This window comes from Xanthomonas sp. 60, assembly GCF_011761925.1.
The window spans coordinates 237,516-258,063 of sequence record NZ_JAASQW010000006.1; the positions used below are offsets into that span (position 1 = coordinate 237,516).

General features: G+C 64.8%; 18 protein-coding genes. 5 read left to right on the forward strand and 13 right to left on the reverse strand.

Features of this window, described 5'->3' with window-relative positions:
* Positions 1 to 19: 19 nt before the first annotated feature.
* From cls to dnaA, 12 genes are all read right to left on the reverse strand, one after another.
* Positions 20 to 1,480, reverse strand: a complete 1,461-nt coding sequence (cls, locus tag FHY09_RS13560; RefSeq protein ID WP_166927415.1) for a cardiolipin synthase — start codon at positions 1,478 to 1,480, stop codon at positions 20 to 22.
* A 106-nt stretch (positions 1,481 to 1,586) separates the two neighbouring features.
* A complete protein-coding gene (locus FHY09_RS13565; RefSeq protein WP_166927416.1) occupies positions 1,587 to 2,000 on the reverse strand; it encodes an ExbD/TolR family protein in 414 nt (137 codons plus the stop codon).
* A gap of 3 nt (positions 2,001 to 2,003) precedes the next feature.
* Positions 2,004 to 2,429: an ExbD/TolR family protein gene (locus FHY09_RS13570; protein WP_166927417.1), complete on the reverse strand. Its 426-nt coding sequence runs from the start codon at positions 2,427 to 2,429 to the stop codon at positions 2,004 to 2,006.
* A 55-nt stretch (positions 2,430 to 2,484) separates the two neighbouring features.
* Positions 2,485 to 3,243: a TonB-system energizer ExbB gene (exbB, locus tag FHY09_RS13575; protein WP_166927418.1), complete on the reverse strand. Its 759-nt coding sequence runs from the start codon at positions 3,241 to 3,243 to the stop codon at positions 2,485 to 2,487.
* 92 nt (positions 3,244 to 3,335) lie between these two features.
* Positions 3,336 to 4,004, reverse strand: coding sequence for an energy transducer TonB (locus FHY09_RS13580; RefSeq protein ID WP_166927419.1), 669 nt, complete (start codon positions 4,002 to 4,004; stop codon positions 3,336 to 3,338).
* Between the two features lie 144 nt (positions 4,005 to 4,148).
* Positions 4,149 to 5,366, reverse strand: coding sequence for a tetratricopeptide repeat protein (locus FHY09_RS13585; RefSeq protein ID WP_166927420.1), 1,218 nt, complete (start codon positions 5,364 to 5,366; stop codon positions 4,149 to 4,151).
* 131 nt (positions 5,367 to 5,497) lie between these two features.
* Entirely contained in the window at positions 5,498 to 6,304 is an 807-nt protein-coding gene (locus FHY09_RS13590) for a M48 family metallopeptidase (RefSeq protein ID WP_166927421.1), read from the reverse strand.
* Positions 6,305 to 6,389: 85 nt separating this feature from the next.
* Positions 6,390 to 7,220, reverse strand: a complete 831-nt coding sequence (locus tag FHY09_RS13595; protein WP_166927422.1) for a CPBP family intramembrane glutamic endopeptidase — start codon at positions 7,218 to 7,220, stop codon at positions 6,390 to 6,392.
* A gap of 64 nt (positions 7,221 to 7,284) precedes the next feature.
* Positions 7,285 to 9,726 (reverse strand): DNA topoisomerase (ATP-hydrolyzing) subunit B, encoded by a 2,442-nt coding sequence (gene gyrB, locus FHY09_RS13600; protein WP_166927423.1) that lies wholly within the window; start codon positions 9,724 to 9,726, stop codon positions 7,285 to 7,287.
* A 108-nt stretch (positions 9,727 to 9,834) separates the two neighbouring features.
* Positions 9,835 to 10,929 carry a DNA replication/repair protein RecF gene (recF, locus tag FHY09_RS13605; protein WP_166927424.1) on the reverse strand — a complete coding sequence of 365 codons (1,095 nt, stop codon included), beginning with the start codon at positions 10,927 to 10,929 and terminating at the stop codon, positions 9,835 to 9,837.
* Between the two features lie 769 nt (positions 10,930 to 11,698).
* Positions 11,699 to 12,799, reverse strand: a complete 1,101-nt coding sequence (gene dnaN, locus FHY09_RS13610) for a DNA polymerase III subunit beta (protein ID WP_166927425.1) — start codon at positions 12,797 to 12,799, stop codon at positions 11,699 to 11,701.
* 275 nt (positions 12,800 to 13,074) lie between these two features.
* Complete coding sequence (gene dnaA / locus FHY09_RS13615) at positions 13,075 to 14,430, reverse strand: chromosomal replication initiator protein DnaA (protein WP_166927426.1); 1,356 nt, start codon at positions 14,428 to 14,430, stop codon at positions 13,075 to 13,077.
* 254 nt (positions 14,431 to 14,684) lie between these two features.
* On the opposite strand from dnaA, the gene rpmH reads away from it, so the two are divergent.
* The 5 genes from rpmH (at position 14,685) to FHY09_RS13640 (ending at position 19,693) form a co-directional block, all read left to right on the forward strand.
* A complete protein-coding gene (gene rpmH / locus FHY09_RS13620) occupies positions 14,685 to 14,825 on the forward strand; it encodes a 50S ribosomal protein L34 (RefSeq protein WP_006404565.1) in 141 nt (46 codons plus the stop codon).
* Positions 14,826 to 14,830: 5 nt separating this feature from the next.
* Positions 14,831 to 15,325, forward strand: a complete 495-nt coding sequence (rnpA, locus tag FHY09_RS13625) for a ribonuclease P protein component (RefSeq protein WP_166927427.1) — start codon at positions 14,831 to 14,833, stop codon at positions 15,323 to 15,325.
* Positions 15,325 to 17,046 (forward strand): membrane protein insertase YidC, encoded by a 1,722-nt coding sequence (yidC, locus tag FHY09_RS13630; protein ID WP_166927428.1) that lies wholly within the window; start codon positions 15,325 to 15,327, stop codon positions 17,044 to 17,046. Before rnpA ends, yidC begins: the two co-directional genes overlap by 1 nt.
* A gap of 87 nt (positions 17,047 to 17,133) precedes the next feature.
* Complete coding sequence (mnmE, locus tag FHY09_RS13635; protein ID WP_166927429.1) at positions 17,134 to 18,486, forward strand: tRNA uridine-5-carboxymethylaminomethyl(34) synthesis GTPase MnmE; 1,353 nt, start codon at positions 17,134 to 17,136, stop codon at positions 18,484 to 18,486.
* Positions 18,487 to 18,595: 109 nt separating this feature from the next.
* Positions 18,596 to 19,693: a glycerophosphodiester phosphodiesterase gene (locus FHY09_RS13640; RefSeq protein ID WP_166927430.1), complete on the forward strand. Its 1,098-nt coding sequence runs from the start codon at positions 18,596 to 18,598 to the stop codon at positions 19,691 to 19,693.
* A gap of 18 nt (positions 19,694 to 19,711) precedes the next feature.
* Here FHY09_RS13640 and FHY09_RS13645 read toward each other — a convergent pair whose 3' ends face one another.
* The gene (locus FHY09_RS13645; protein ID WP_166927431.1) at positions 19,712 to 20,488 is read right to left on the reverse strand and encodes a rhomboid family intramembrane serine protease; all 777 of its coding nucleotides are present in this window, start codon (positions 20,486 to 20,488) and stop codon (positions 19,712 to 19,714) included.
* Positions 20,489 to 20,548 lie beyond the last annotated feature (60 nt).

Below are 20,548 nucleotides of genomic sequence, written 5' to 3' on the forward strand. Positions count from 1 at the left end.
CCGAAGTGTAGCGCCCTGCCTACAGCAGCGGCGAGGCCAGCCGCGCGACCGCCTCCGGCAGCCGGTGCCGCCACAGGGCACGGTCGCGCTCATTGTGCACGCGGCTGGCCGAGGAATACTCGCGCTCGAGAATGGTGGCCAGCGCCGCGACGCGGCCCTTGTCGCGGATCATCATCGACAGCTCGAAGTTGAGGCGGAAGCTGCGATGGTCGAAGTTCGCGGTCCCGACGATGCACACCCCGTCATCGGCGATGAAGGCCTTGGTGTGCAGCATGCCGGCGGTGTACTCGTAGATCTTCACCCCGGCCTGGAGCAGTTCGTCGAAGTACGAGCGCGCGGCCTGGGTGACCAGCCAGGAGTCACTGACCTTCGGCACGAGCAGCCGCACGTCCAGGCCGGCCAGCGCTGCGGAGGTCAGCGCCATGCGCGCGGCCTCGCCGGGCACGAAGTAGGGGGTCACCAGCCACACCCGCTCGCGGGCCTCGTGAATGGCCTCCACGTGCAGGCGGTGGATGGTCTCCCACGCTGAATCCGGGCCGGAGATGAGGACCTGCGTGTCGATGTCGCCGTCATCGCGGGCAGGTGTTTCCCGTGGCCACAGACGGTCCTGCGGGAAGGACTTGGCGTCCTGGCCGCTGGCGTACAGCCAGTCCTCCATGAAGACCAGCTGCAGGCTGCGCACCACGTGGCCGCGGATACGCATGTGCAGGTCGCGGAATGCGTTGGGGCGTTGCCGTTCGTTCTCGTCGTCAGTGATGTTGATGCCGCCGGTGAACGCGGTCAGTCCGTCGATCACCACCAGCTTGCGGTGCGTGCGCAGGTTGAGCCAGGGGCGCTTGAAGGGCTTGAGCAGCTGCCGCGGATGGAACCAGACCGCTTCACCCCCGGCGTCCAGCAGGGGCGCGAGGAAGCGCTTGCGCACGCCCGCCGCGCCCACGGCATCGAGCAGCATGCGGACCTTGACCCCGCGCCTGGCGGCGCGCACCAGCGCATCGCGCACGGCGGTACCGGTATGGTCGGGCTCGTAGATGTAGTACTCCAGGTGGACGTGGTCGCGCGCCTGGTCGATGGCTTCCAGCAATGCATCGTAGGTGGCGGCCCCATCCACCAGCCACTCCAGTTCGGTGGCCGTGCTGGGTGCCAGTCCGGTCGTGGCCTGCGCGATCGCCGCCAGCTCGGTGCAGTCCGCGTCCGGTGGACACACGCTGCTGTAGTGCTCCATGCCCGAGCGCGCGCGTCCGCGGCGCAGGCGCTGGCGTTTCACCTTCTGCGGCCCGAGCAGGTAATAGATCAGCAGCCCGATGTAGGGCAGGGCGGCGAGTGAGAGGATCCAGCTCAGCGTGGCGATCGGCTCGCGCTTCTGCAGCACGATGTAGAACGACAGCGAAAGCAGATAGAGCGCGTACGTTGCGGCGAGCCAGGGTCCCAGGTGGGGAGCGGCGTCGAACCAGTCGCGCAGGACATCGATGAATGCGGGCATCGGCGGATGATAGCCAACGCGGGTGATGGCGGTGCATCCGCCTGCACAAAAAAACGCCCCTGCAGGCAGGGGCGTTTTCCAGTCGCGTCATGACTTGGTCGTGCGTTTACTGCTGTACGAAGCCGATCTTCTTCATCTGCGCATTCTTGGCCGCAGCCAGGATCTTCGCCATGGTCTCGTATTCCGAGTCCGGGCTGGCGTCGATGCGCAGCTCGGGCTGGTTGGACGGATCACGCTGGACTTCCTGCTCCATGCGCTGCTGCAGCTCGGTCGTCGCCACCGGGCTGTTGTTCCAGAACACCTGGTTGCTGGTGTCCACGCGCAGCTCGATCGGCGGCGGCGGCTCAACGGTCACCGGTGGTGGGTTGAGAACACGCTGCGGCAGATCCACGGCGATCGGGTAGGTCATGATCGGCGCGGTCACGATGAAGATGATCAGCAGAACCAGCATCACGTCCACGAGGGGCGTGACGTTGATGTCGGCCATGGGGCCCTTGCCACCACCAGAACTGAATGCCATGGCTTACTGCCCCTTCTCTTTGGTCGCAACGAAGCCGACGTCCAGCATGCCCTGTTCCTGCGCGACCTTGGTCAGGTCGTTGATGATGCGCATCTTGGTGGTGCGGTCACCACGCAGGTTGAGAGGCGGCTGCGGCGTCTGCTGGGCGGCGGTGGCGAGGCGGGACTCGAGCGTCCCGCGATCGATTTCCTCGTCGTTCCAGTACACCGAACCGTCTTCCTTCACCGCCAGGGTGATCGGGCTGGCACGCTTCTCGGCATCTTCCGGATTCTGGATCAGGTTCGCCTCCGGCAGCTCGACCTTGACCTTGTGGGACATCAGAGGCGCCGTGATGATGAAGATGATCAGCAGCACCAGCATCACGTCCACGAGGGGCGTCACGTTGATGTCGGCCATGGGGCCGCCGCTGTTACCACTACTGAAAGCCATAACGGGCTCCGTCTAGATCGTGTTGAACTACCTTCGTGCCGGGTACAGCGCGTCCTTAGCGGACGCGCGAACCGGTGGCGAAGAAGTCATGCAGGTCGTGCGCGAACGTATCGAAACGGCTGATGGTCGCGCTGTTGATCTTGCTGAAGAAGTTGAAGGCGAACACGGCCGGGATAGCCACGAACAGGCCGATCGCGGTCATGATCAGCGCTTCACCCACCGGGCCGGCAACGGCGTCGATGGAGGCCGAACCGGTCGCACCGATCTTGATCAGCGCGCCGTAGATGCCCCACACGGTACCCAGCAGACCCACGAACGGAGCGGTCGCGCCGACGGTGGCCAGCAGGGTCATGCCCGACTGCAGGTTGTTGCTCTCACGGGTGACGGCCTGGCGCAGGGCGCGGTCGACGAACTCCGAACGGCTCAGCGATTCGCCGAGGCCACCGGTGGTCACGCCTTCGGCGCGCTGGTGGTGGGCAGCGGCCTGGGCAGCGTCCAGGGCGATCTTGGAGAACGGCTCGGAAGCGGGCTGCTCTTCCATGGCGCGGATGGCGTCCTGCGCGTTCGGGGTGTTCCAGAACAGCGAGGTGACCTTGTCCGCAGCGGCCTTCAGGCGGCTGGCGCGGAAGATGTTGATGACGGTCCAGTACCAGGACAGCGCCGACATCACGATCAGGGTGATCAGCACCACCCAGGAGACTGCGAACTCTCCCGGCTGGCTGGTCATTTCATGGATGAGGTGCTCGAAGCCCATCTGCGACAGGGCGTTGGAGTTGCCCCCGGCAGCAGCGGCGATGAAAATTTCCTGCAGCATGACGCTTACCTTTGTTGTGTGTGGTGTTGAAGGGTGTAGCTGAACATGAAGAACCGTCAGCGAGGGGAGGCCGGCGAGCCGCCCCGCGTGGATCAGTTCAGTGCAAAGTTGACCGGCACGCGGACACGGCCCGCGGCTTTCTGTCCGTTGGATTCCGCAGCGTTGAAGCGCCACTTGCGTGCTGCTTCCATCGCGGCGCGATCCAGGTCGCGGTTACGGCTGGATTTTTCGACCGTGACATTGGTGACGTTGCCGTTGGCATCGACATCGATGATCAGGATCACCTCACCCTGGATACCTGCACGGAATGCGGCCGGCGGGTAACGCGGGGGGTTCATGGCCTTCGACGAGATGTCGACGCTGGCTTCGATGCTGCTCGGCGGCGCCGGCGGCGCAGGCGGCGACGGCGGGGTCACGATGTCGGTCGGGCGCGGATCCGGCACGTCGACGACCGGCGCCTGCGGCGGCGGCGGGACGGGCGAGGGCTTGGGCGGCGACAGGTTCTTGACCGGCGGCGGCGGCGTCTCATCCGGCGGCGGCGGCGGCGGCGGCGGTGGCGGCGGCGGCGGTGCGTCGACGATGGTCACCATCACGTTGCGTTCTTTTTCCGCAACGGCCTTGGGGGCCACGGCGGGAATCAGAAGCATCATGAAAGCGGCCGCATGGAGGCCAATGACAAACGCGATACCGACGATTCGGGGCCAGCTCAGTCCCTTGTCGGCAGTTTGTTCGTAGCGGTGAAAGACAAGTTGTTCCGTCATGCGCCAAGAGCTCGATAGTGGGGCTGGGATGCCCGGGGGCGGGATCCCTGATCAGCGGTGCATGACACCGCAGGAACCTCCAAGCTTATACCAATCCTGAGTGCCTGCGCGCGTTTTGCGCAGGCATTCAGGCGTTATTCTTACTTACTTCAGGTTGATGATTTTGTCCGCATCCGCAGCGTTCTTCAGGCCACCCTTGGCCTTCGCCTGGCGTGCTGCTTCCTTCGCTTCCGGCACCCGTCCTTCGCTGTGCAATACGCGTGCCAGATTCAGATAGGTCTCACCATTGGGCGAAAGCGGAGCGGCTTTCTGCCACTCGCCGATCGCCTCGGCGATCTTCTGCGGCTCGGAATAGTAGTAAGCCTGCGCACGGGCCAGGTACACCTGGTAATCCGGCTTCAGCACACCCTTCTGCAGGCCCTCGTCGGTCACCGCGATGACATCCTTCTCGCGGTTTTCCATGTTGGCGTAGATCGAATAGAGCTGCTTGTATTCGCGCTCTTCGCTCAGCTGGCCGGAGGCACGCAGCTTGTCCATCACCGCGGCCGCCTTGTCCATCTGGTCGGCCTGCATGTACATGCTGGCGAGATTGATCTGGGCCTTCTTGTCGTTCGGATTCTTCGCCGCCAGCGCTTCGGCCGCCTTGATGGCTTCGCCGGTCTGACCGCCTTCCGAATACGCCGCCATCAGCAGCTGGTTCCACTGGTCCTTCGGCTCCGGGGACGCGGCGATGGCCTGCTGCAGCACCGGGATCGCTTCACTGTAGCGCTCCAGCTGGTACAGCGCCTGGCCCTTGACCACCAGCTCTTCCGGCTTGGTCGAACCGCTCTCGGCGAAGTACTTGTCGATCAGGGTCAGGCCCTTGGCCTGCTCGGCCTTGTCATCGTCCTGCAGCTGCAGCTGGGCCAGCATCACCATGGACTGCAGGTGGCCGTTGTTGTCCAGGCCGTTGAGATCCAGCACCTGCTGCAGGTAGCGCTTGGCAGCGGCAACGTCGTCCTGCTGGTAGGCGGCCTGCGAGGCCAGCTGCGCGGCGAGCGATTTGTCGTAGTTGTTGGCAGCGGAATTTGCCAGGATCGCATCGGCGAGAGTGATCGTTTCCGGGAACTTCTCGTCGTTGTAGCTGTCAACCAGCTTCTGCAGGTCCTTGCCCAGCTTCGGCGAGGCCTTCAGGCCCGGCTCTTTGCGGGTGGCATTGGGGTACAGCACTTCGGCCTGGGCGGCCTTGCCGCCGCGGCGCTCGCGCTGTTCCGAACGATCCGCCGAACGCGTCTGTGCGAATGCGTCAGTGACCACGGCGCCGCTGACGGCGGTGACGACGAGTGCGGTGAGCAGGGCCTGCTTGTGGTTACGGAGAATCATCTTTCACCTCTATCGGACCGCATCGCGGCAGGTAGGACGGACGTCAGAAAAATCTGAGCCGCCAAACGTATCAGAGTTCTGGGACGTGAGAAACCGTTTCCTGTGCTGCATCACAGCAAATTAACGGGTCCTCAGCTACAGCGCGGCGCCCGTCCCGCCGCCTGCGCCTGACGATAGACCCCTTCAAGCGCCGGTGCGTCGCGCTGCAGTTCGCGGATGCGGTTGGCCGGATCCGGGTGGGTGGAGAGCCACTGCGGACTGCGACCACCGCTGGCCGCCATCATGTTCTGCCACAGGTTGATGGCCTGGGCGGGGTCGAAGCCCGCTTCAGCCATCAGCCGCTGACCCACCACGTCCGCCTCGCTTTCCTGCGTGCGCGAGCCCGGCAGCAGGAACAGCGTCTGTGCGGCACCGCTGCCGACCTGGTTCACCGCGCTCGCTGCCGTGTCGCCGTAGGCCGCACCGGCCAGCGCGCCCAGCACCGACAACCCCGTCTGGGCGCCCATCTGGCGTGTGATGCGCTCCTCGTGGTGGCGGGCGATCACATGACCGATCTCGTGGCCGATCACTGCGGCCAACTGGTCCTGGTTCTTGGCGACGGTGAAGATGCCCGTATTGACGCCCACCTTGCCGCCCGGCAGCGCGAACGCATTGGGTTCGGCATTGACGAAGAGGGCCGTTTCCCACCGTACGCTGCGGTACTGCGAAGGCAGCTGGGCGACCAGTGCATTGACCACGCACTGCACGTAGCCGTTCTGCTTGCCATCCGTGCTGAGCTTGTCTTTCTGTTTGGTTTCGGCGAACGCCTGCGCGCCGAGCTGGTCCAGCTGTGCCTGTGAGACACCGCCCACGACCTGTCGACGGCCGGTGGGCGAGGTGGTGGTCGCGCATGCGCTGACCACAGTGGCAATGGTGAAAGCCAGCAAGAGTCGTTTCATGGTCTCAATCCCCCGTGTTCATAGCCGGAGTGTGTGCGTACACGGCTTAACATTTCGTCAAGCGCAGGGCAGCGCGCCTCAAGCGTCAGACGGTGCCGGAAAGAGCCAGGGCAGCGAGGGCGACGGCGTTGTTGAGACCATGCGCCGCGATGGGCGCCCACAACGTCCCGGTGCGTTGGTAGAGCCAGCAGAACGCTGCGCCCATGCCGCCATAGATCAGCCACAACTGGGCGATCGCCATCGGCCCATTGCCGCTTGTTCCCGGCAGTTCATGGATCAATGCGAACGCCAGGCTGCTGAGCACCGCCCCGAGCAGCGGACGTCCCGCCTGCCACAGGCGCCCGAACAGGATCCGCCGGAACAGCAGTTCCTCGTAGGCGGGCGCAAGCAGCACGGCGAACAGGGTCAGGAACAGCGGGAACTGCTCCCAGGCCCGGCTCATGAGGGCAAGATTGGTCGGCACCGGCTCGATGCCGGCCTGGCGGGCGAGGAAGGCGATGCCGTTGCTGCCCACGATCACCAGCACACCGACAAGCACCGTCCATCCCCAGGTGCCCGGCTGGCGCACCGCCTGGACACTACGGCGCTGTTCCTCGGCGCTCGCACGGCGACGCCAGAAATAGACGATCAGCGCTGCGCCGCCGGTCCCCGCCAGCGCCATCAGGATCTGCGCCAGCGCACCCGGCTGCCCGAGCGCGGGGACGGCCTGCTGCAGTCCACCCGGCGCGGTAGGCGGGCTCACCTGGACGGACTGGACCACCCCCCAGACGATCCATGCAACAAAGCTCAGCGCGAACAGCAGCGCCGAGCTGAGGCCCAGATCGATCAGAAACCCCGCCAGGGGCGAGCCCGGTTGGCGCGGGGCCGGGGGGCGTGAGGAGCCGGAGGCGGGGGTAGACGGCAACGGTGCGGACATCGGTGACCTGCAAGGGAGGCAGAAACCGGCGCGGATGACACCGCGCCGGCAGCTCCGGATTGTGTCAGATATCCAGGTTGGCGACCTTCAGCGCATTGCTGTCGATGAAGTCGCGGCGCGGCTCGACCACATCACCCATGAGGGTGCTGAAAATCTGGTCGGCGGCGACGGCATCCTCGATGCGCACCTGCAGCAGGCGACGCGTCTCCGGGTTCACCGTGGTATCCCACAGCTGCTCGGGATTCATTTCACCCAGGCCCTTGAAGCGCTGGATCTGCCGACCGCGTTTGGCTTCGTCCAGCAGCCAGGCCTGGGCCTGGGCGAAACTGCCGATCTCGATCGACTTGGCACCGCGGCTGATCACAGCACCGTCGCGCACCAGCCCATGCAGCAGGGACGCGGCCTGGTAGATCGCACGCAGCTCGCCGCCGTCGAAGGCGGCCAATGGCAGCACCTGGATCAGCTCTTCGCCCATGTGGCGACGCGTCACCAGCACGGCCGCAGGGCGCTGATCGTTGGGTTCCTGCAGTTCAAGGCTGAAACGCGCCGAGCCCAGGCTGCCCTGGTTGAGGCGGGCGGCCAGCGATGCCAGACCCTGGTCCGCCGGCGCCGAGCGCAGGTGGTCCAGGTCCATCGGCATGAAATCCAGCAGCGCCTGCAGCAGCTGGCGATCATAGCGGTGCGCGTTGCGCTCGATGGCTTCCCGGGCGCCGGCGTAGGCCAGCAGGAGCTTCTCCAGGGCCACGCCCTCGATGGCCGGTTCGCCTGTCGCCGGTACCAGCGAGGCGTTCTCGACCGCGCTGCTGGCCAGGTAGCTGTCCAGCGCGGGATCGTCCTTCAGGTACAGCTCGGTCTTGCCCTGCTTGATCTTGTACAGCGGCGGCAGGCCGATATAGACATAGCCGCGCTCGATCAGTTCCGGCATCTGGCGGTAGAAGAACGTCAACAGCAGCGTACGGATATGCGCGCCGTCGACGTCGGCGTCGGTCATGATGATGATCTTGTGGTAGCGCAGCTTGTCCGGGTTGTATTCGTCGCGGCCGATGCCTGTGCCCAGCGCGGTGATCAACGTCCCCACCTGATCAGAGGCCAGCATGCGGTCGAAGCGCGCACGTTCCACGTTGAGGATCTTGCCGCGCAACGGCAGCACTGCCTGGTTCTTGCGGTTGCGGCCCTGCTTGGCCGAGCCGCCTGCGGAGTCGCCCTCGACGATGAACAGCTCCGACAGCGCCGGATCCTTTTCCTGGCAGTCGGCCAGTTTGCCCGGCAGGCCGGCGATGTCCAGTGCACCCTTGCGACGCGTCAGATCACGCGCCTTGCGGGCGGCTTCGCGGGCACGGGCGGCGTCGACGATCTTGCCAGCGATTGCCTTGGCTTCGTTGGGGTTTTCCTGAAGGAATTCTTCCAGCCGTGATCCGAAGGTGCTTTCCACCGCCGGCTTGACATCCGAGCTGACCAGCTTTTCCTTGGTCTGGCTGGAGAAGCTGGGATCGGGGACTTTCACCGAAAGCACCGCGATCATGCCCTCGCGCATGTCCTCACCGGTCAGGCTGATCTTGGCCTGCTTGGCGATGCCGCTCTTTTCGATGTAGTTGCTCAGGGTCCGGGTCAGCGCCGCGCGGAAGCCGGCCAGATGGGTGCCGCCGTCCTTCTGCGGGATGTTGTTGGTGAAGCAGTACATTGTTTCCTGGTAGACATCGGTCCACTGCATGGCCACGTCCACCACGATGCCGTTGGATTCACCGGTCACCGAGATCACGTTGGGGTGCAAGGGCGTCTTCAGTTGCGCGAGATGCTCAACGAAGCTGCGGATACCGCCCTCGTAATGGAAATCATCGCGCCGGCCGTCACCGCGCTCATCGATCAGCGTGATCTTGACGCCGGAGTTGAGGAACGAAAGCTCACGCAGGCGGCGGGCAAGGATCTCGTAATGGAACTCGACGTCGGAGAAGATCTCCACCGCCGGCTTGAAGCGCAGCGTGGTACCGCGCTTTTCCGAAGCTTCCAGCTTCTTCAGCGGGTACTGCGGCTCGCCCAGCGAATACTCCTGCTGGTAATGATGGCCGTCGCGCCAGACATCCAGCCACAGGTGCTCGGACAGGGCGTTGACCACGGATACGCCCACACCATGCAGACCGCCTGACACCTTGTAGCTGTTGTCATCGAACTTGCCACCGGCATGAAGCACGGTGAGGATGACCTCAGCCGCCGAAACGTTCTCTTCCTTGTGGATGTCCACGGGAATGCCGCGGCCATTGTCGGAGACAGACACCGAGCCGTCGGTCAGGATCTTGACCACGATATCGTCGGCGTGGCCGGCGAGGGCTTCATCGACAGAGTTGTCGACGACTTCGAAAACCATGTGGTGCAGGCCCGTGCCGTCGTGCACATCGCCGATATACATGCCGGGGCGCTTGCGGACGGCTTCCAGGCCACGCAACACGGTGATCTTGCTGGAATCGTAGGTGCCGTTCGGCGTCGTCGGAGTGTTCTGTTCGTCAGTCATTGCGCTTGCCGTAGGCTCCGCAGGTCGGGCGCCACCAGAGGGGCGCGCCGTGAAATAGGGGGTGCAGCAGGAATTATACCAGCCGGGCCCTCATGGCCCGTCGGTGCACTATGGCACAGCCACGATCTGTGCATGTTCCACGTGGAACCGGGTGACCGCGGCAGCGTCGACCAGCGCGGGGGGCGTCTCGGTGGCGGTCACGAAGATCTGTGCTGGACCTGCCAGAAGCCGTTCGATGACTTTCGCCTGATGGGTCCGGTCCAGTTCCGATGCGAGGTCGTCCAAGGCAATCACCGGCCAGTGTTGGCGCTGCTCGGCGTAGTCTTCGGCCTGCGCCAAGAGGCACACCAACGCGGTGAGCTTGGCCTGTCCCCGTGAGAGCGCATCGCGCCCGGGGATGGCCGCGAACAGGCAGGTCCAGTCCGCACGGTGCGGACCCACCGAGGTATAGCCAGCCTGGCGGTCGCGTTCCCGCGCCAGCAGCAGGGCATCGGCCAAGGGCACCTCTTGGCGGCGCCAGCCGGGATTGAAGCTCACCGCCTGCAGCCCGAGCTGCGGCGCCAACGTTTCCGCAAGTGCGATCGCTCGCGACTGAAGCCGCTCCAGGTAGTGAAGGCGCCGACCTGTCAGTGGCTCGCCGGACTCAGCCAGTTCATGGTCCCACGCATCGAGCATCCGTCCCGGCCCCCCCTGCTTTAGAAGAGCATTGCGCTGCTTGAGTGCCCGCGAGTACCGGCGCCAGAGCGCAAGAAAATCAGGTTCCACGTGGAACAGTCCCCAATCGAGGAAACGCCGGCGCGGTTCTCCGCCGCCGCTGACCAGCGCATGGCTCCCCGGCTCGAAGGTCACGACGGCCAACGCCGCACATAGGTTGCCGAGCTGTGCCACATCCTCTCCGTCCAGCCGACCCGCCCAGGCGTGACCGGTATGCCGCAGTCCGGCACGACGTCGAACGTCTGAGTGACCCGACGTGGTCTCATCCCATTCGACGAAGACTTCGAGCGCGTCATGCCCACTGCGGATCAAACCATCCCGGACGCGTCCCCTGAAGCTGCGGCCATAGGCCATCAGATGCAGCGCCTCGAGAACGCTGGTCTTGCCCGCGCCGTTGTCACCGGTCAGCAGGTTCAGGCCTGGCTGGGGCGAGAGTTCCACCGCTTCGAAACGGCGAAGCTGGCTGATCGCAAGTCGGCGGATGAGCATTGAGAAACGGTACGCCAGCGGAGCGGGGGGACGTCCCAGCTTACTGCATCGGTCAAGGACCGCCGCAGTCCGTCAACGCCGTCGCGTTGGAGGTTTTCGAACCGGCGGATCTGCCGAGTGTTCCCGTCTCCGCCGTGCGTCCTGGATCTGGTCGCTGAGCATCGTCCATGACCGTCCGGCTGCCCTACCGAGCGCGCAGGGGCAGGGGAAACCTCTTTTTTCCTTTAAATCTGAGCACCTCACCCCTGATTGGGCGCTCAGATTTCAAGAAATTCCAAGTCCTTAGCACACGTGTCCACAAGGGGCCTGTATGGATACGCAGGAGGCCTTGGACAACCTGTGGATAAAATAGCGAACCTGGAACGGGCCGAAAACTATCCACAGCTTTCCACCCAGCTCCCGCTCGTTGATACAGGGGGATTCACCATCCATAAAACCTTAATTATCAGTGACTTACCTATCTTTTCCCTGAAATCTGAGCCTACCATCACCACCATGCTTTAGATTTATACCCAGATTTAAAGCTTTGCTGATATCGGACAGACCATTTCCACGACTGTGGATAGCAGGCTCGACGTCGCTAGCGGAAGCCTGCCGTTTGAGCACATCGCGACAGACAGTGACGACTGAGAACGTCAGCCCCAGCTGGATGCAGTACACCAACGCCACACCGAGCGGGAGTTCAGAATCCGGAATACGCATGCTCCACGTGGAACAAAAAAAACGCCCGAACGAGTCGGGCGCTTCATGTTCCACGTGAAACCTGAGGTCAGAGTCGCAACGGCATGACGACATGACGCGAACGTTCGTTGCTTGCCTCGCGCACCAACGCCGACGAATTGGAATCCCGCAGCTGGATGACCACCTGCTCATCGCGCAGCGCAGAAAGGGCATCGAGCAGATAGTTCACGTTGAAGCCGATCGCCAGGTCGTTGACATCGGTCTCCGCCTCGATCTCTTCCTGCGCCTCTTCCTGTTCCGGATTGTGTGCGCTGATCTTCAGGTTGCCCGGCGAAACCTCGACGCGGATGCCACGGTACTTCTCGTTCGACAGAATGGCCGCACGCTGCAGCGATGCGCGCAGTGACTCCCGTTCCACCCGCACCTCACGATCCGCGCCAATCGGAATGACGGCCTCGTAGTCCGGGAAACGTCCGTCGATGAGTTTGGAGGTAAAGGTCACATCATCGCGCTTCACGCGGACATGGCTGCGACCCACCTCCAGCTCGATCTCGCGATCGCCGCTCTCCAGCAGCCGCTGCAGCTCGGTAACACCCTTGCGCGGCACGATGATCTGGCGCTTGGAACCACTCGGCTTGGCCAGTTCGGTCTCGCAGAGCGCCAGGCGGTGGCCATCGGTGGCGACCGTCCGCAGGGCGTCGCCGCGCAGGTCGAACAGCAGTCCATTGAGGTAATACCTCACATCCTGCTGCGCCATGGCGAACGCCGTGCGCTCGATCAGCTCTTTCAACGTGGCTTCGCCGATCGCGACCCGTTCGGTCGCCTCGACTTCATCCACCGACGGGAAATCATTGGCGGGCAGGGTGGCCAGCGTAAACCGGCTGCGACCCGCCTGGACCGTGATCTTGTCGCCGTTCTGCGACACCGTGATGCGGCTGCCATCCGGCAAGGCACGGATGATCTCGAACAGCTTCCGTGCGGGAATCGTGGTCTCGCCGTCCTGGGCCTCTTCAACCGCGATCCGCGACACCATTTCCACTTCCAGATCCGTACCCGTCAACGACAGTTGCCCGTCCTTGACCTGCACGAGGAAATTGGCCAGGACCGGGAGGGTCTGGCGGCGTTCGACCACGTTGACGACCTGCGCCAACGGCTTGAGGAAGGCTTCGCGCTGCAGTGTGAAACGCATGTGGTTCCGTGCCCCTATGCTTTAAAAAATATGGGATAAATCAAAAGCTTGGTGGTGATGGTAGAGCCAGAATTCAGGGAAAACACCCCTAAGTAACTGTATCTGAAGGGATTTGTAAGCTTGAAACCCTTTGCAGTACTGGCCCTCAGGGTGGGGAACAACCTGTGGATGGAATTCCGACACTCCGGAACGCCCTTCTTATCCACACCCTTTGCCCCACTTGCCCCCGGATTCTGCACCGTTTTGTACGATGACGCCTCATCGGCGTACGTGCATCATTCGCTCAACTTGCGGATGAGCTTGTCCCAGTCTTCCCGCATCTTGCCGTCGGTCTCCATCAGCGTCCGGATCTGACGGCAGGCATGCAGCACCGTGGTGTGGTCACGTCCGGCGAAGGCGTCGCCAATCTCCGGCAGGCTGTGCTCGGTCAGTTCCTTGGTCAATGCCATCGCCATCTGGCGCGGCCGGGCCAGGGAACGGGTCCGCCGCTTGGACAGCAGATCCTTGATCTGCAGTCCGTAGTAATCGGCCACCGTTTTCTGGATGTTGGGGATGCTGATGGCCTGCTGCTGGGCCCGGAGCAGGTCACGCAGGGTTTCCTGCGCAAACTCGGTGGTGATGGCACGGCCGGTGAAATTGGCACGTGCGGTCAACGTATTCAGCGCGCCCTCGAGGTCGCGCACATTGGAGCGCATTTTCTTGGCGATCAGGAACGCAACATCATCCGGCAGCTCGGCCCCGCGCTCACGCGCCTTGGCCAGCACGATGGCCGCGCGGGTCTCGAAGTCCGGCGGTTCGATCGCCACCGACAGCCCCCAGGCCAGGCGCGATTTGAGCCTGGCCTCCAGGCCTTCCACCTCGCGCGGGTACCGATCGCAGGTCAGGATGATCTGCTGCTTGCCATCGAACAGCGCATTGAAGGTGTGGAAGAACTCTTCCTGGGTGCGGTCCTTGCCAGCGAAGAACTGGATGTCGTCGATCAGCAGCGCGTCCACCTGCTGGAACTGGCGCTTGAACTGATCCATGGTCTTCTCCTGCAGCGCACGGATCATGGCACTGAAGAACTGTTCCGAGCGCAGGTAGAGCACCTTTGCATGCGGATTGGCCTCGCGCATCGCGTTGCCCGCGGCGAACATCAGGTGGGTCTTGCCAAGACCGGTTCCGCCATACAGCAGCAAGGGGTTGTGCGCCCGGTCGCCCGGCTTCTGCGCTGCCTGGAACGCCGCTGCCAGGCCCAGCTGGTTGCTGCGGCCCTCAACGAAGTTGGCGAAGGTGTAGTGTGAATCCATGTTGCCGGCGAACGGCACTACCGGTTCGATCGAAGCCGGCGTCGCCGGACCGACTGCACCACCGGCAAAAACGCTCGAATTCTGCGCGATCTGCGACTCCGCAGGCCGTGGACGTGAGCCGATTTCAAGGAAAATGTCGCCAAAGCCCGCGTAGTGGGTCAGCAGCTCGCGGATCCGGGGCAGGTACAGCGCGCGGACCTGGTCGACGATGAACGCGTTGGGGGCGAACAGGATCAGGGCATCAGCGCGCAGGTCGGCCTGCAGCGGCTTCAACCAGGTGTGGATGTCTTCCGGCGGAAACTCCGCCTCCAGACGTTCAAGACAACGGGACCAGGCATCCATCAGCAATAATCTTCTTGGGCCAGCGGGCGGGCGCAGGAAAGCGCCGTCCCGAGAGGCCGGAAAGGGGAAAGAGGATGACTCAGACTACCACCGAGCGATGGGCTCTGGAATGCTTGTCCAAGAGTTATTCACAAAATCATCCACAGGTATTGCACAGCCCCATGAAATGACGTAGTCACAAGGACTTGACGCGAGGGTGGGTGTACCTCTAGAATTTCCGGTTCTTTCCGTCCATTTCATACGAGAGGCCCAACATGGCCACCAAGCGCACTTTCCAGCCCAGCAACCTCAAGCGTAAGCGCGACCACGGTTTCCGTGCCCGTATGAAGACCGCAGACGGCCGCAAGATCCTGTCGCGTCGCCGCGCCAAGGGCCGCAAAGTCCTGAGCGCCTGATTGCCATGCCGCTACCTGCGGCAGACGCAATCCTTCCGAGAGTGAATACTGCAGACCCGCGCAAGCGATTTCCTCGCTCTGCGCGGGTTCGCACGCGTGCCGAATATTCTACGGTCTTCAACGGCGCCCGCCGGGTGTCCGAACCGCTGATGACCCTCCACTGGCTGCCGGGCGACCGACCGGCCAGAATGGGTCTGGCCGTTTCACGCAAAGTGGATCCGCACGCCGTCGGGCGTAACCGGATCAAGCGCGTGCTGCGCGATGCCCTGCGTCACTGCCGGGCCGAACTCCAGCCAGGCGATGTCGTCGTGGTTGCGAGGAGTGCTGCGCGTCAAGCCAGCAACGACGATATCCGCCAGGCCTTCCTGCGCCTGTTGCGCCGCCTCCGTGCATTGCCCGCACCGGTCATGGACGGCACAATGCCGCCTCCCGATGGCGTCGCATCGCCTTCTTTGAACGAGCCGGCGTCACCGCCTGGCCCCGCAGAGCCTGTCCGCTGATGAACCAGACCCGCGTTTTCCTGATTTTTGCCTGGCTGATGGTGGCCGTTCTGCTATGGATGGAATGGAGCCGCGAGAAATCCGCTCCGCCGCCGGCGCCGACCACCACGTCCGCGCCCGCCCAGCAGGCCGTGCCTGGCGCCACGCCGGGTGGCGTGCCCGGAGCGCAGGTTCCCACGGCAGCAGGCACGCCGGCTGCGGCGGGCACCGCCCAGGCGAGCGCCGCGCCGGCCAGCGAGCGCATCACCGTCACCACCGACGTGCTGCGCCTGGTGCTCGACGGTGGCCGCGTGCTCGACGCCGACCTGCTCCAGTTCCCGCAGACCAAGGAAGAGGGCAGCCCGCCGGTCCAGCTGCTGACCGAGAACCCTGCCCACCCCTACAGCGCGATCAGTGGCTGGGCCAGTGAAGACAAGAGCGTGCCGGTACCGGGCGCGACGGGCTTCAAACTGGTCGGCGATGCCCGCCAGTTCACGCTGGCCGACGGCCAGAACGAGCTGGTCATCCCGTTCGTCTGGAACGGTCCGAACGGCGTGGTGATCGACCGCACCCTGACCCTGTCGCGCAACCACTACGCGATCAAGGTGAAGGACGTGGTCCGCAACACCGGAACGGCGCCGTGGAACGGCTTCGTCTTCCGCACGCTGGACCGCACCCCGACCATCCTGTCGCGGAGCATGACCAACCCCGATTCCTTCAGCTTCAACGGTGCTACCTGGTGGAGTGCCGAAGGCGGCTACGAGCGTCGTGCCTTCGCCGATTACCTGGAAGACGGCCCGCTCAACCGCAACATCACCGGTGGTTGGCTGGCCCTGCTGCAGCACCACTTCTTCACCGCGTGGATTCCGCAGAAGGACCAGATCGCCCACTACGTGCTGTCGCAGAACGAGGGGCGTGACCAGATCGAAGCGCGCGGTCCGGCGTTCAACGTCGCGCCGGGCCAGCAGGTCAGCACCGAAGCGCGCCTGTGGGTCGGCCCGAAGCTGGTCAACCAGATCGCCAAGGAAGACGTGAAGGGCCTGGATCGCGTCGTCGATTACAGCCGTTTCTCGCTGATGGCGGTCATCGGCCAGGGCCTGTTCTGGGTACTGAACCAGGTCCACAAGCTGGTGAACAACTGGGGCTGGGCGATCATCGGCCTGGTGATCATGCTCAAGCTGGTGCTGTATCCGCTCTCGGCCGTGCAGTACAAGAGTGGTGCCAAGATGCGTCGCTTCCAGCCGCGCATCGCGCAGCTGAAGGAACGCTACGGCGATGACCGCCAGAAGTTCCAGACCGCGATGATGGAGCTGTACAAGAAGGAAAAGATCAATCCGATGGGTGGTTGCCTGCCGATCCTCATCCAGATGCCGATCTTCTTCGCGCTGTACTGGGTGCTGGTGGAATCGGTGGAACTGCGTCAGGCGCCGTGGCTGGGCTGGATCCAGGACCTGACCGCTCGCGATCCGTACTTCATCCTGCCGGTGATCAACGTCGCCGTGATGTGGGCCACGCAGAAGCTGACGCCGGCCGTCGGCATGGACCCGATGCAGCAGAAGATGATGCAGCTGATGCCGATCGTGTTCGGCGTCATGATGGCCTTCATGCCGTCCGGCCTGGTGCTGTACTGGGTGGTCAACGGCGGCCTGGGCCTGCTGCAGCAGTGGTGGATGACCAAGCGCCACGGCAGCGATCCGTTGCCGGCCACGAGCACCCCCACCGCGCCGGTCAAGAAGAAGTAAGACCGCGCAGATGCTGCAAGGGAGACCCGCCGGAAGGCGGGTTTCCTGCGTCTGGCCCCTACCGTCGGCTCACCGCACAATAGGTCCATGGAATCCATTGCTACCGACACCATCGTTGCCATCGCCACCGCTGCAGGCGCCGGCGGCGTCGGCATGCTGCGTCTGTCCGGACCGCGTGCGGCCGCCATCGCCACCACGCTCGGCGCGCCGCCGCTGCGCCCACGGCATGCGCATTACGCGCGTCTTCGCGATGCCGACGGTGAGGTGATCGATGACGGCCTCGTGCTGTGGTTCCCGGCACCGCACAGTTTCACCGGGGAGGAGGTCATCGAGCTTCAGGGGCACGGCAGCCCCGTGGTGCTGCAGCAGCTGGTGGCCCGGTGCATCGCGCTGGGAGCACGCCAGGCACGGCCCGGCGAGTTCAGCGAACGCGCTTTCCTCAACGGCAAACTGGACCTGGCCCAGGCCGAGGCGATCGCCGATCTGATCGCGGCCGGTGACCAGCGTGCGGCACGTGCGGCACGCCGCTCCCTGGACGGCGTGTTCTCACGGCGGGTGGATGAGGTGGGGCAGCAGCTGGTCCGACTGCGCATTCACGTCGAAGCCGCCATCGATTTCGCCGACGAACCGTTGGACACCCTCGGCGGTGACCAGGTCCGCCAGGGCCTTGCCACGGCCCGCGGAACGCTGGATCTGCTGCGCCGCGACGCCGAGCGTGGCCGCCGCCTGCGTGACGGCCTGCACGCCGTGCTGATCGGGCCACCCAACGCCGGCAAGAGCTCGCTGCTCAACGCGTTGGCCGGCAGCGAGCGCGCCATCGTCACCGACATCGCCGGCACCACGCGCGACACGCTGCGCGAGACCATCCGGCTGGACGGCCTGGAGCTGACGCTGATCGATACGGCGGGCCTGCGCGACGGCGGCGATCCCATCGAACGCGAAGGCATGCGGCGCGCGCGCGCGGAGATCGAACGCACGGACCTGGCCTTGATCGTGCTCGATGCACGCGATCCCGCCGCAGGCGAGGCGGCGATCGGCGACGGCGTCCTGGCTGTTCCGCACCGTTTGTACATCCACAACAAGTCCGACCTGCTGCCGCCCAACCGCCTGCCGGAAGGCGCGCCCGCGGACCGTGTGTTCGTATCCGCTGCAACCGGCGCCGGGCTTGAGGCACTGCACGCACGGCTGCGGGCGATCGCCTCGGCGGGCGCCGGCGAACAGGCCGAGGGCGAGTTCTCCGCGCGCGCGCGGCATGTGGATGCCATCGAACGTGCGCAGGAGCATGCGCTGCATGCAGACGCCGAGCTCAGGCATGACCATCTGGAACTGGCCGCCGAGGAGCTGCGGCTGGCACACGATGCGCTCGGCGAGATCACCGGGCGGATGAGTGCCGACGACCTGCTGGGAAAGATCTTCTCCAGCTTCTGCATCGGCAAGTAGCGGCGCTGCCGCCTGCACGCCCGCGCGGTGCGCGGTCGCCAGCTCGCCCCACGGGCTGTCACATTCCCGCCGCATACTCGCGCGTTCCGTAGAGCACCGAGGGTATGCCGTGAAGTCGTGGGGTCGTGTGGTGTTGCTGTTGTCGCTGGCTGTGGCACCCTCGGTGGCCATGAGCGCTGAATCCTCCCCACCGGTCGATGCGAAGGCGTCGGTCTACGCCCACCGCGGCGCCAGTGCGCTGCTGCCCGAGCACACCCTGGCGGCCTATGCGCAGGCCATCTCCGATGGCGCCGACTATATCGAGCCGGACCTGGTGATGACCCGCGACGGCGTGCTCGTGGCCCGCCACGAGAACGAGATCGGCGGCACGACCGACGTCGCCTCGCACCCGGAGTTCGCCAGTCGCAGAACCACCCGGCTGATCGACGGGGAGCAGGTCGAAGGCTGGTTCACCGAAGATTTCACCCTGGCCGAGCTCAAGACGCTGTTCGTGCGCGAGCGCCTGCCGCAGCTGCGCAGTACCGCCTTCGATGGCCAGTTCCGCATCGCCACCTTCGACGAGATCCTGACGTTTCTGGTCCAGCAGGCCGGGCGCGCCAACCGCGGCATCGGCCTAGTGCCTGAGATCAAGCATCCTTCCTACTTCCAGTCGATTGGTCTGCCGATGGAGGACAAGGTAGTGGCCGCGCTGCGTGGCAATGCCTACACCAACGTGGCGCCGGTCACGATCCAGTCGTTCGAGACCGCCAACCTGCGCGACCTGCGCAGCAGGATCGGCCGGCAGAGCAACATCCGCCTGCTGCAGCTCACCTGGAAGGGCGATGCGAAGCCGGCCGACATCGCCCGTGCGGGCGGTACGCTGACCTATGCGCAGATGCTGACGCCAACGGGCCTGAAGGAGGTCGCCACCTATGCCGACGGCATCGGGCCGGAGCTGCGCTCGATCATTCCGCTCGACGCAACGGGTGCGCTCGGCGCGCCGACGACGCTGGTGCGCGATGCGCATGCTGCCGGCCTGATGGTGGTGCCCTATACGTTCAGGCCTGAAAACAGCTTCATTGCCGCCAATCTGCGTCGTGGTGCCGAAAACGCCCGCAACACCGAAGGTTCCATCGCCGAGATCCGCGCCTACCTGGCCACCGGCATCGATGCGTTCTTCACCGATGACCCCGCCGTGGGGCGACAGGCCGTGGACGGCGCTCCCTGATCCGGCACGTGCACGGCATCAGCGCCCGGACGGATCATCGGGACGACGGAACGGGATGACCACGTAGTCCTGGCCTTCGCGCGGCTGCCACAACACCGGTACGCGCGCGGGCGAGGGCGGCTCCAGCTCGTGGTCGGGCCGCAGTGGGATGTCGTCTTCGTCCTCGTCTTCCCAGCTGTAACGTGGCCGCTGCACCTGCGGGTCGCTGCGGCGGAACAGCAGTGCGGCGATGATGCCCGCGAACGCGCCGCCCATGTGCGACTGCCACGACACGCCCGGCGCATGCGGCAGCACGGTGAGCAGCATGCCGCCATAGAACAGCAGCCCGATCAGCCCGGTGGCGATCGCCGCACGGTCGCGCCGCAGCAGGCCCAGGCTGGCCAGCAGGAACATCACTCCATGGGTGACGCCACTGGCGCCCAGGTGCCGGCTGCCCGGATCCCCCAGCAGCCAGGCCCCGATGCCCGAGCCGATCCACAGCAGCGGCAGTGCGCGCACGGTGGCCTTTGGATAAACGCTTCCGGCCAGGGTGCCCAGGATCAGCAGCGCGACGCTGTTGGCCGCGATGTGCTCCACCGAGCCATGCAGCAGCGGCGCGCCGACAAGGCCCAGCAGGCCGGTCCACTCGAGCGGGGCGACGGCCCAGGCACGCCAGTCGAAGGCATCCTGCAGGGCGAACACGGCCACCAGCACGACCACAGCGCCCAGGCTCAGGTTGAAGGCCCGCAGGACGCGCATGCGGTCGGTCGGCGCGGTCGGTACCGCTTCGGGCGGGGGAGAAAGTCGGTTGTCCATGACCAGAGCAATGGCGGTGGATGGGCCGATTCCAACCCGGCCAGCGCGGGAAAGTGGCCA

Excerpts from the sequence above, each read along its gene's own strand:
- cls (WP_166927415.1), bottom strand. The coding sequence starts at position 1,480 with ATGCCCGCATTCATCGATGTCCTGCGCGACTGGTTCGACGCCGCTCCC.
- FHY09_RS13565 (WP_166927416.1), bottom strand. The coding sequence starts at position 2,000 with ATGGCATTCAGTTCTGGTGGTGGCAAGGGCCCCATGGCCGACATCAAC.
- FHY09_RS13570 (WP_166927417.1), bottom strand. The coding sequence starts at position 2,429 with ATGGCTTTCAGTAGTGGTAACAGCGGCGGCCCCATGGCCGACATCAAC.
- exbB (WP_166927418.1), bottom strand. The coding sequence starts at position 3,243 with ATGCTGCAGGAAATTTTCATCGCCGCTGCTGCCGGGGGCAACTCCAAC.
- FHY09_RS13580 (WP_166927419.1), bottom strand. The coding sequence starts at position 4,004 with ATGACGGAACAACTTGTCTTTCACCGCTACGAACAAACTGCCGACAAG.
- FHY09_RS13585 (WP_166927420.1), bottom strand. The coding sequence starts at position 5,366 with ATGATTCTCCGTAACCACAAGCAGGCCCTGCTCACCGCACTCGTCGTC.
- FHY09_RS13590 (WP_166927421.1), bottom strand. The coding sequence starts at position 6,304 with ATGAAACGACTCTTGCTGGCTTTCACCATTGCCACTGTGGTCAGCGCA.
- FHY09_RS13595 (WP_166927422.1), bottom strand. The coding sequence starts at position 7,220 with ATGTCCGCACCGTTGCCGTCTACCCCCGCCTCCGGCTCCTCACGCCCC.
- gyrB (WP_166927423.1), bottom strand. The coding sequence starts at position 9,726 with ATGACTGACGAACAGAACACTCCGACGACGCCGAACGGCACCTACGAT.
- recF (WP_166927424.1), bottom strand. The coding sequence starts at position 10,929 with ATGCTCATCCGCCGACTTGCGATCAGCCAGCTTCGCCGTTTCGAAGCG.
- dnaN (WP_166927425.1), bottom strand. The coding sequence starts at position 12,799 with ATGCGTTTCACACTGCAGCGCGAAGCCTTCCTCAAGCCGTTGGCGCAG.
- dnaA (WP_166927426.1), bottom strand. The coding sequence starts at position 14,430 with ATGGATGCCTGGTCCCGTTGTCTTGAACGTCTGGAGGCGGAGTTTCCG.
- rpmH (WP_006404565.1), top strand. The coding sequence starts at position 14,685 with ATGGCCACCAAGCGCACTTTCCAGCCCAGCAACCTCAAGCGTAAGCGC.
- rnpA (WP_166927427.1), top strand. The coding sequence starts at position 14,831 with ATGCCGCTACCTGCGGCAGACGCAATCCTTCCGAGAGTGAATACTGCA.
- yidC (WP_166927428.1), top strand. The coding sequence starts at position 15,325 with ATGAACCAGACCCGCGTTTTCCTGATTTTTGCCTGGCTGATGGTGGCC.
- mnmE (WP_166927429.1), top strand. The coding sequence starts at position 17,134 with ATGGAATCCATTGCTACCGACACCATCGTTGCCATCGCCACCGCTGCA.
- FHY09_RS13645 (WP_166927431.1), bottom strand. The coding sequence starts at position 20,488 with ATGGACAACCGACTTTCTCCCCCGCCCGAAGCGGTACCGACCGCGCCG.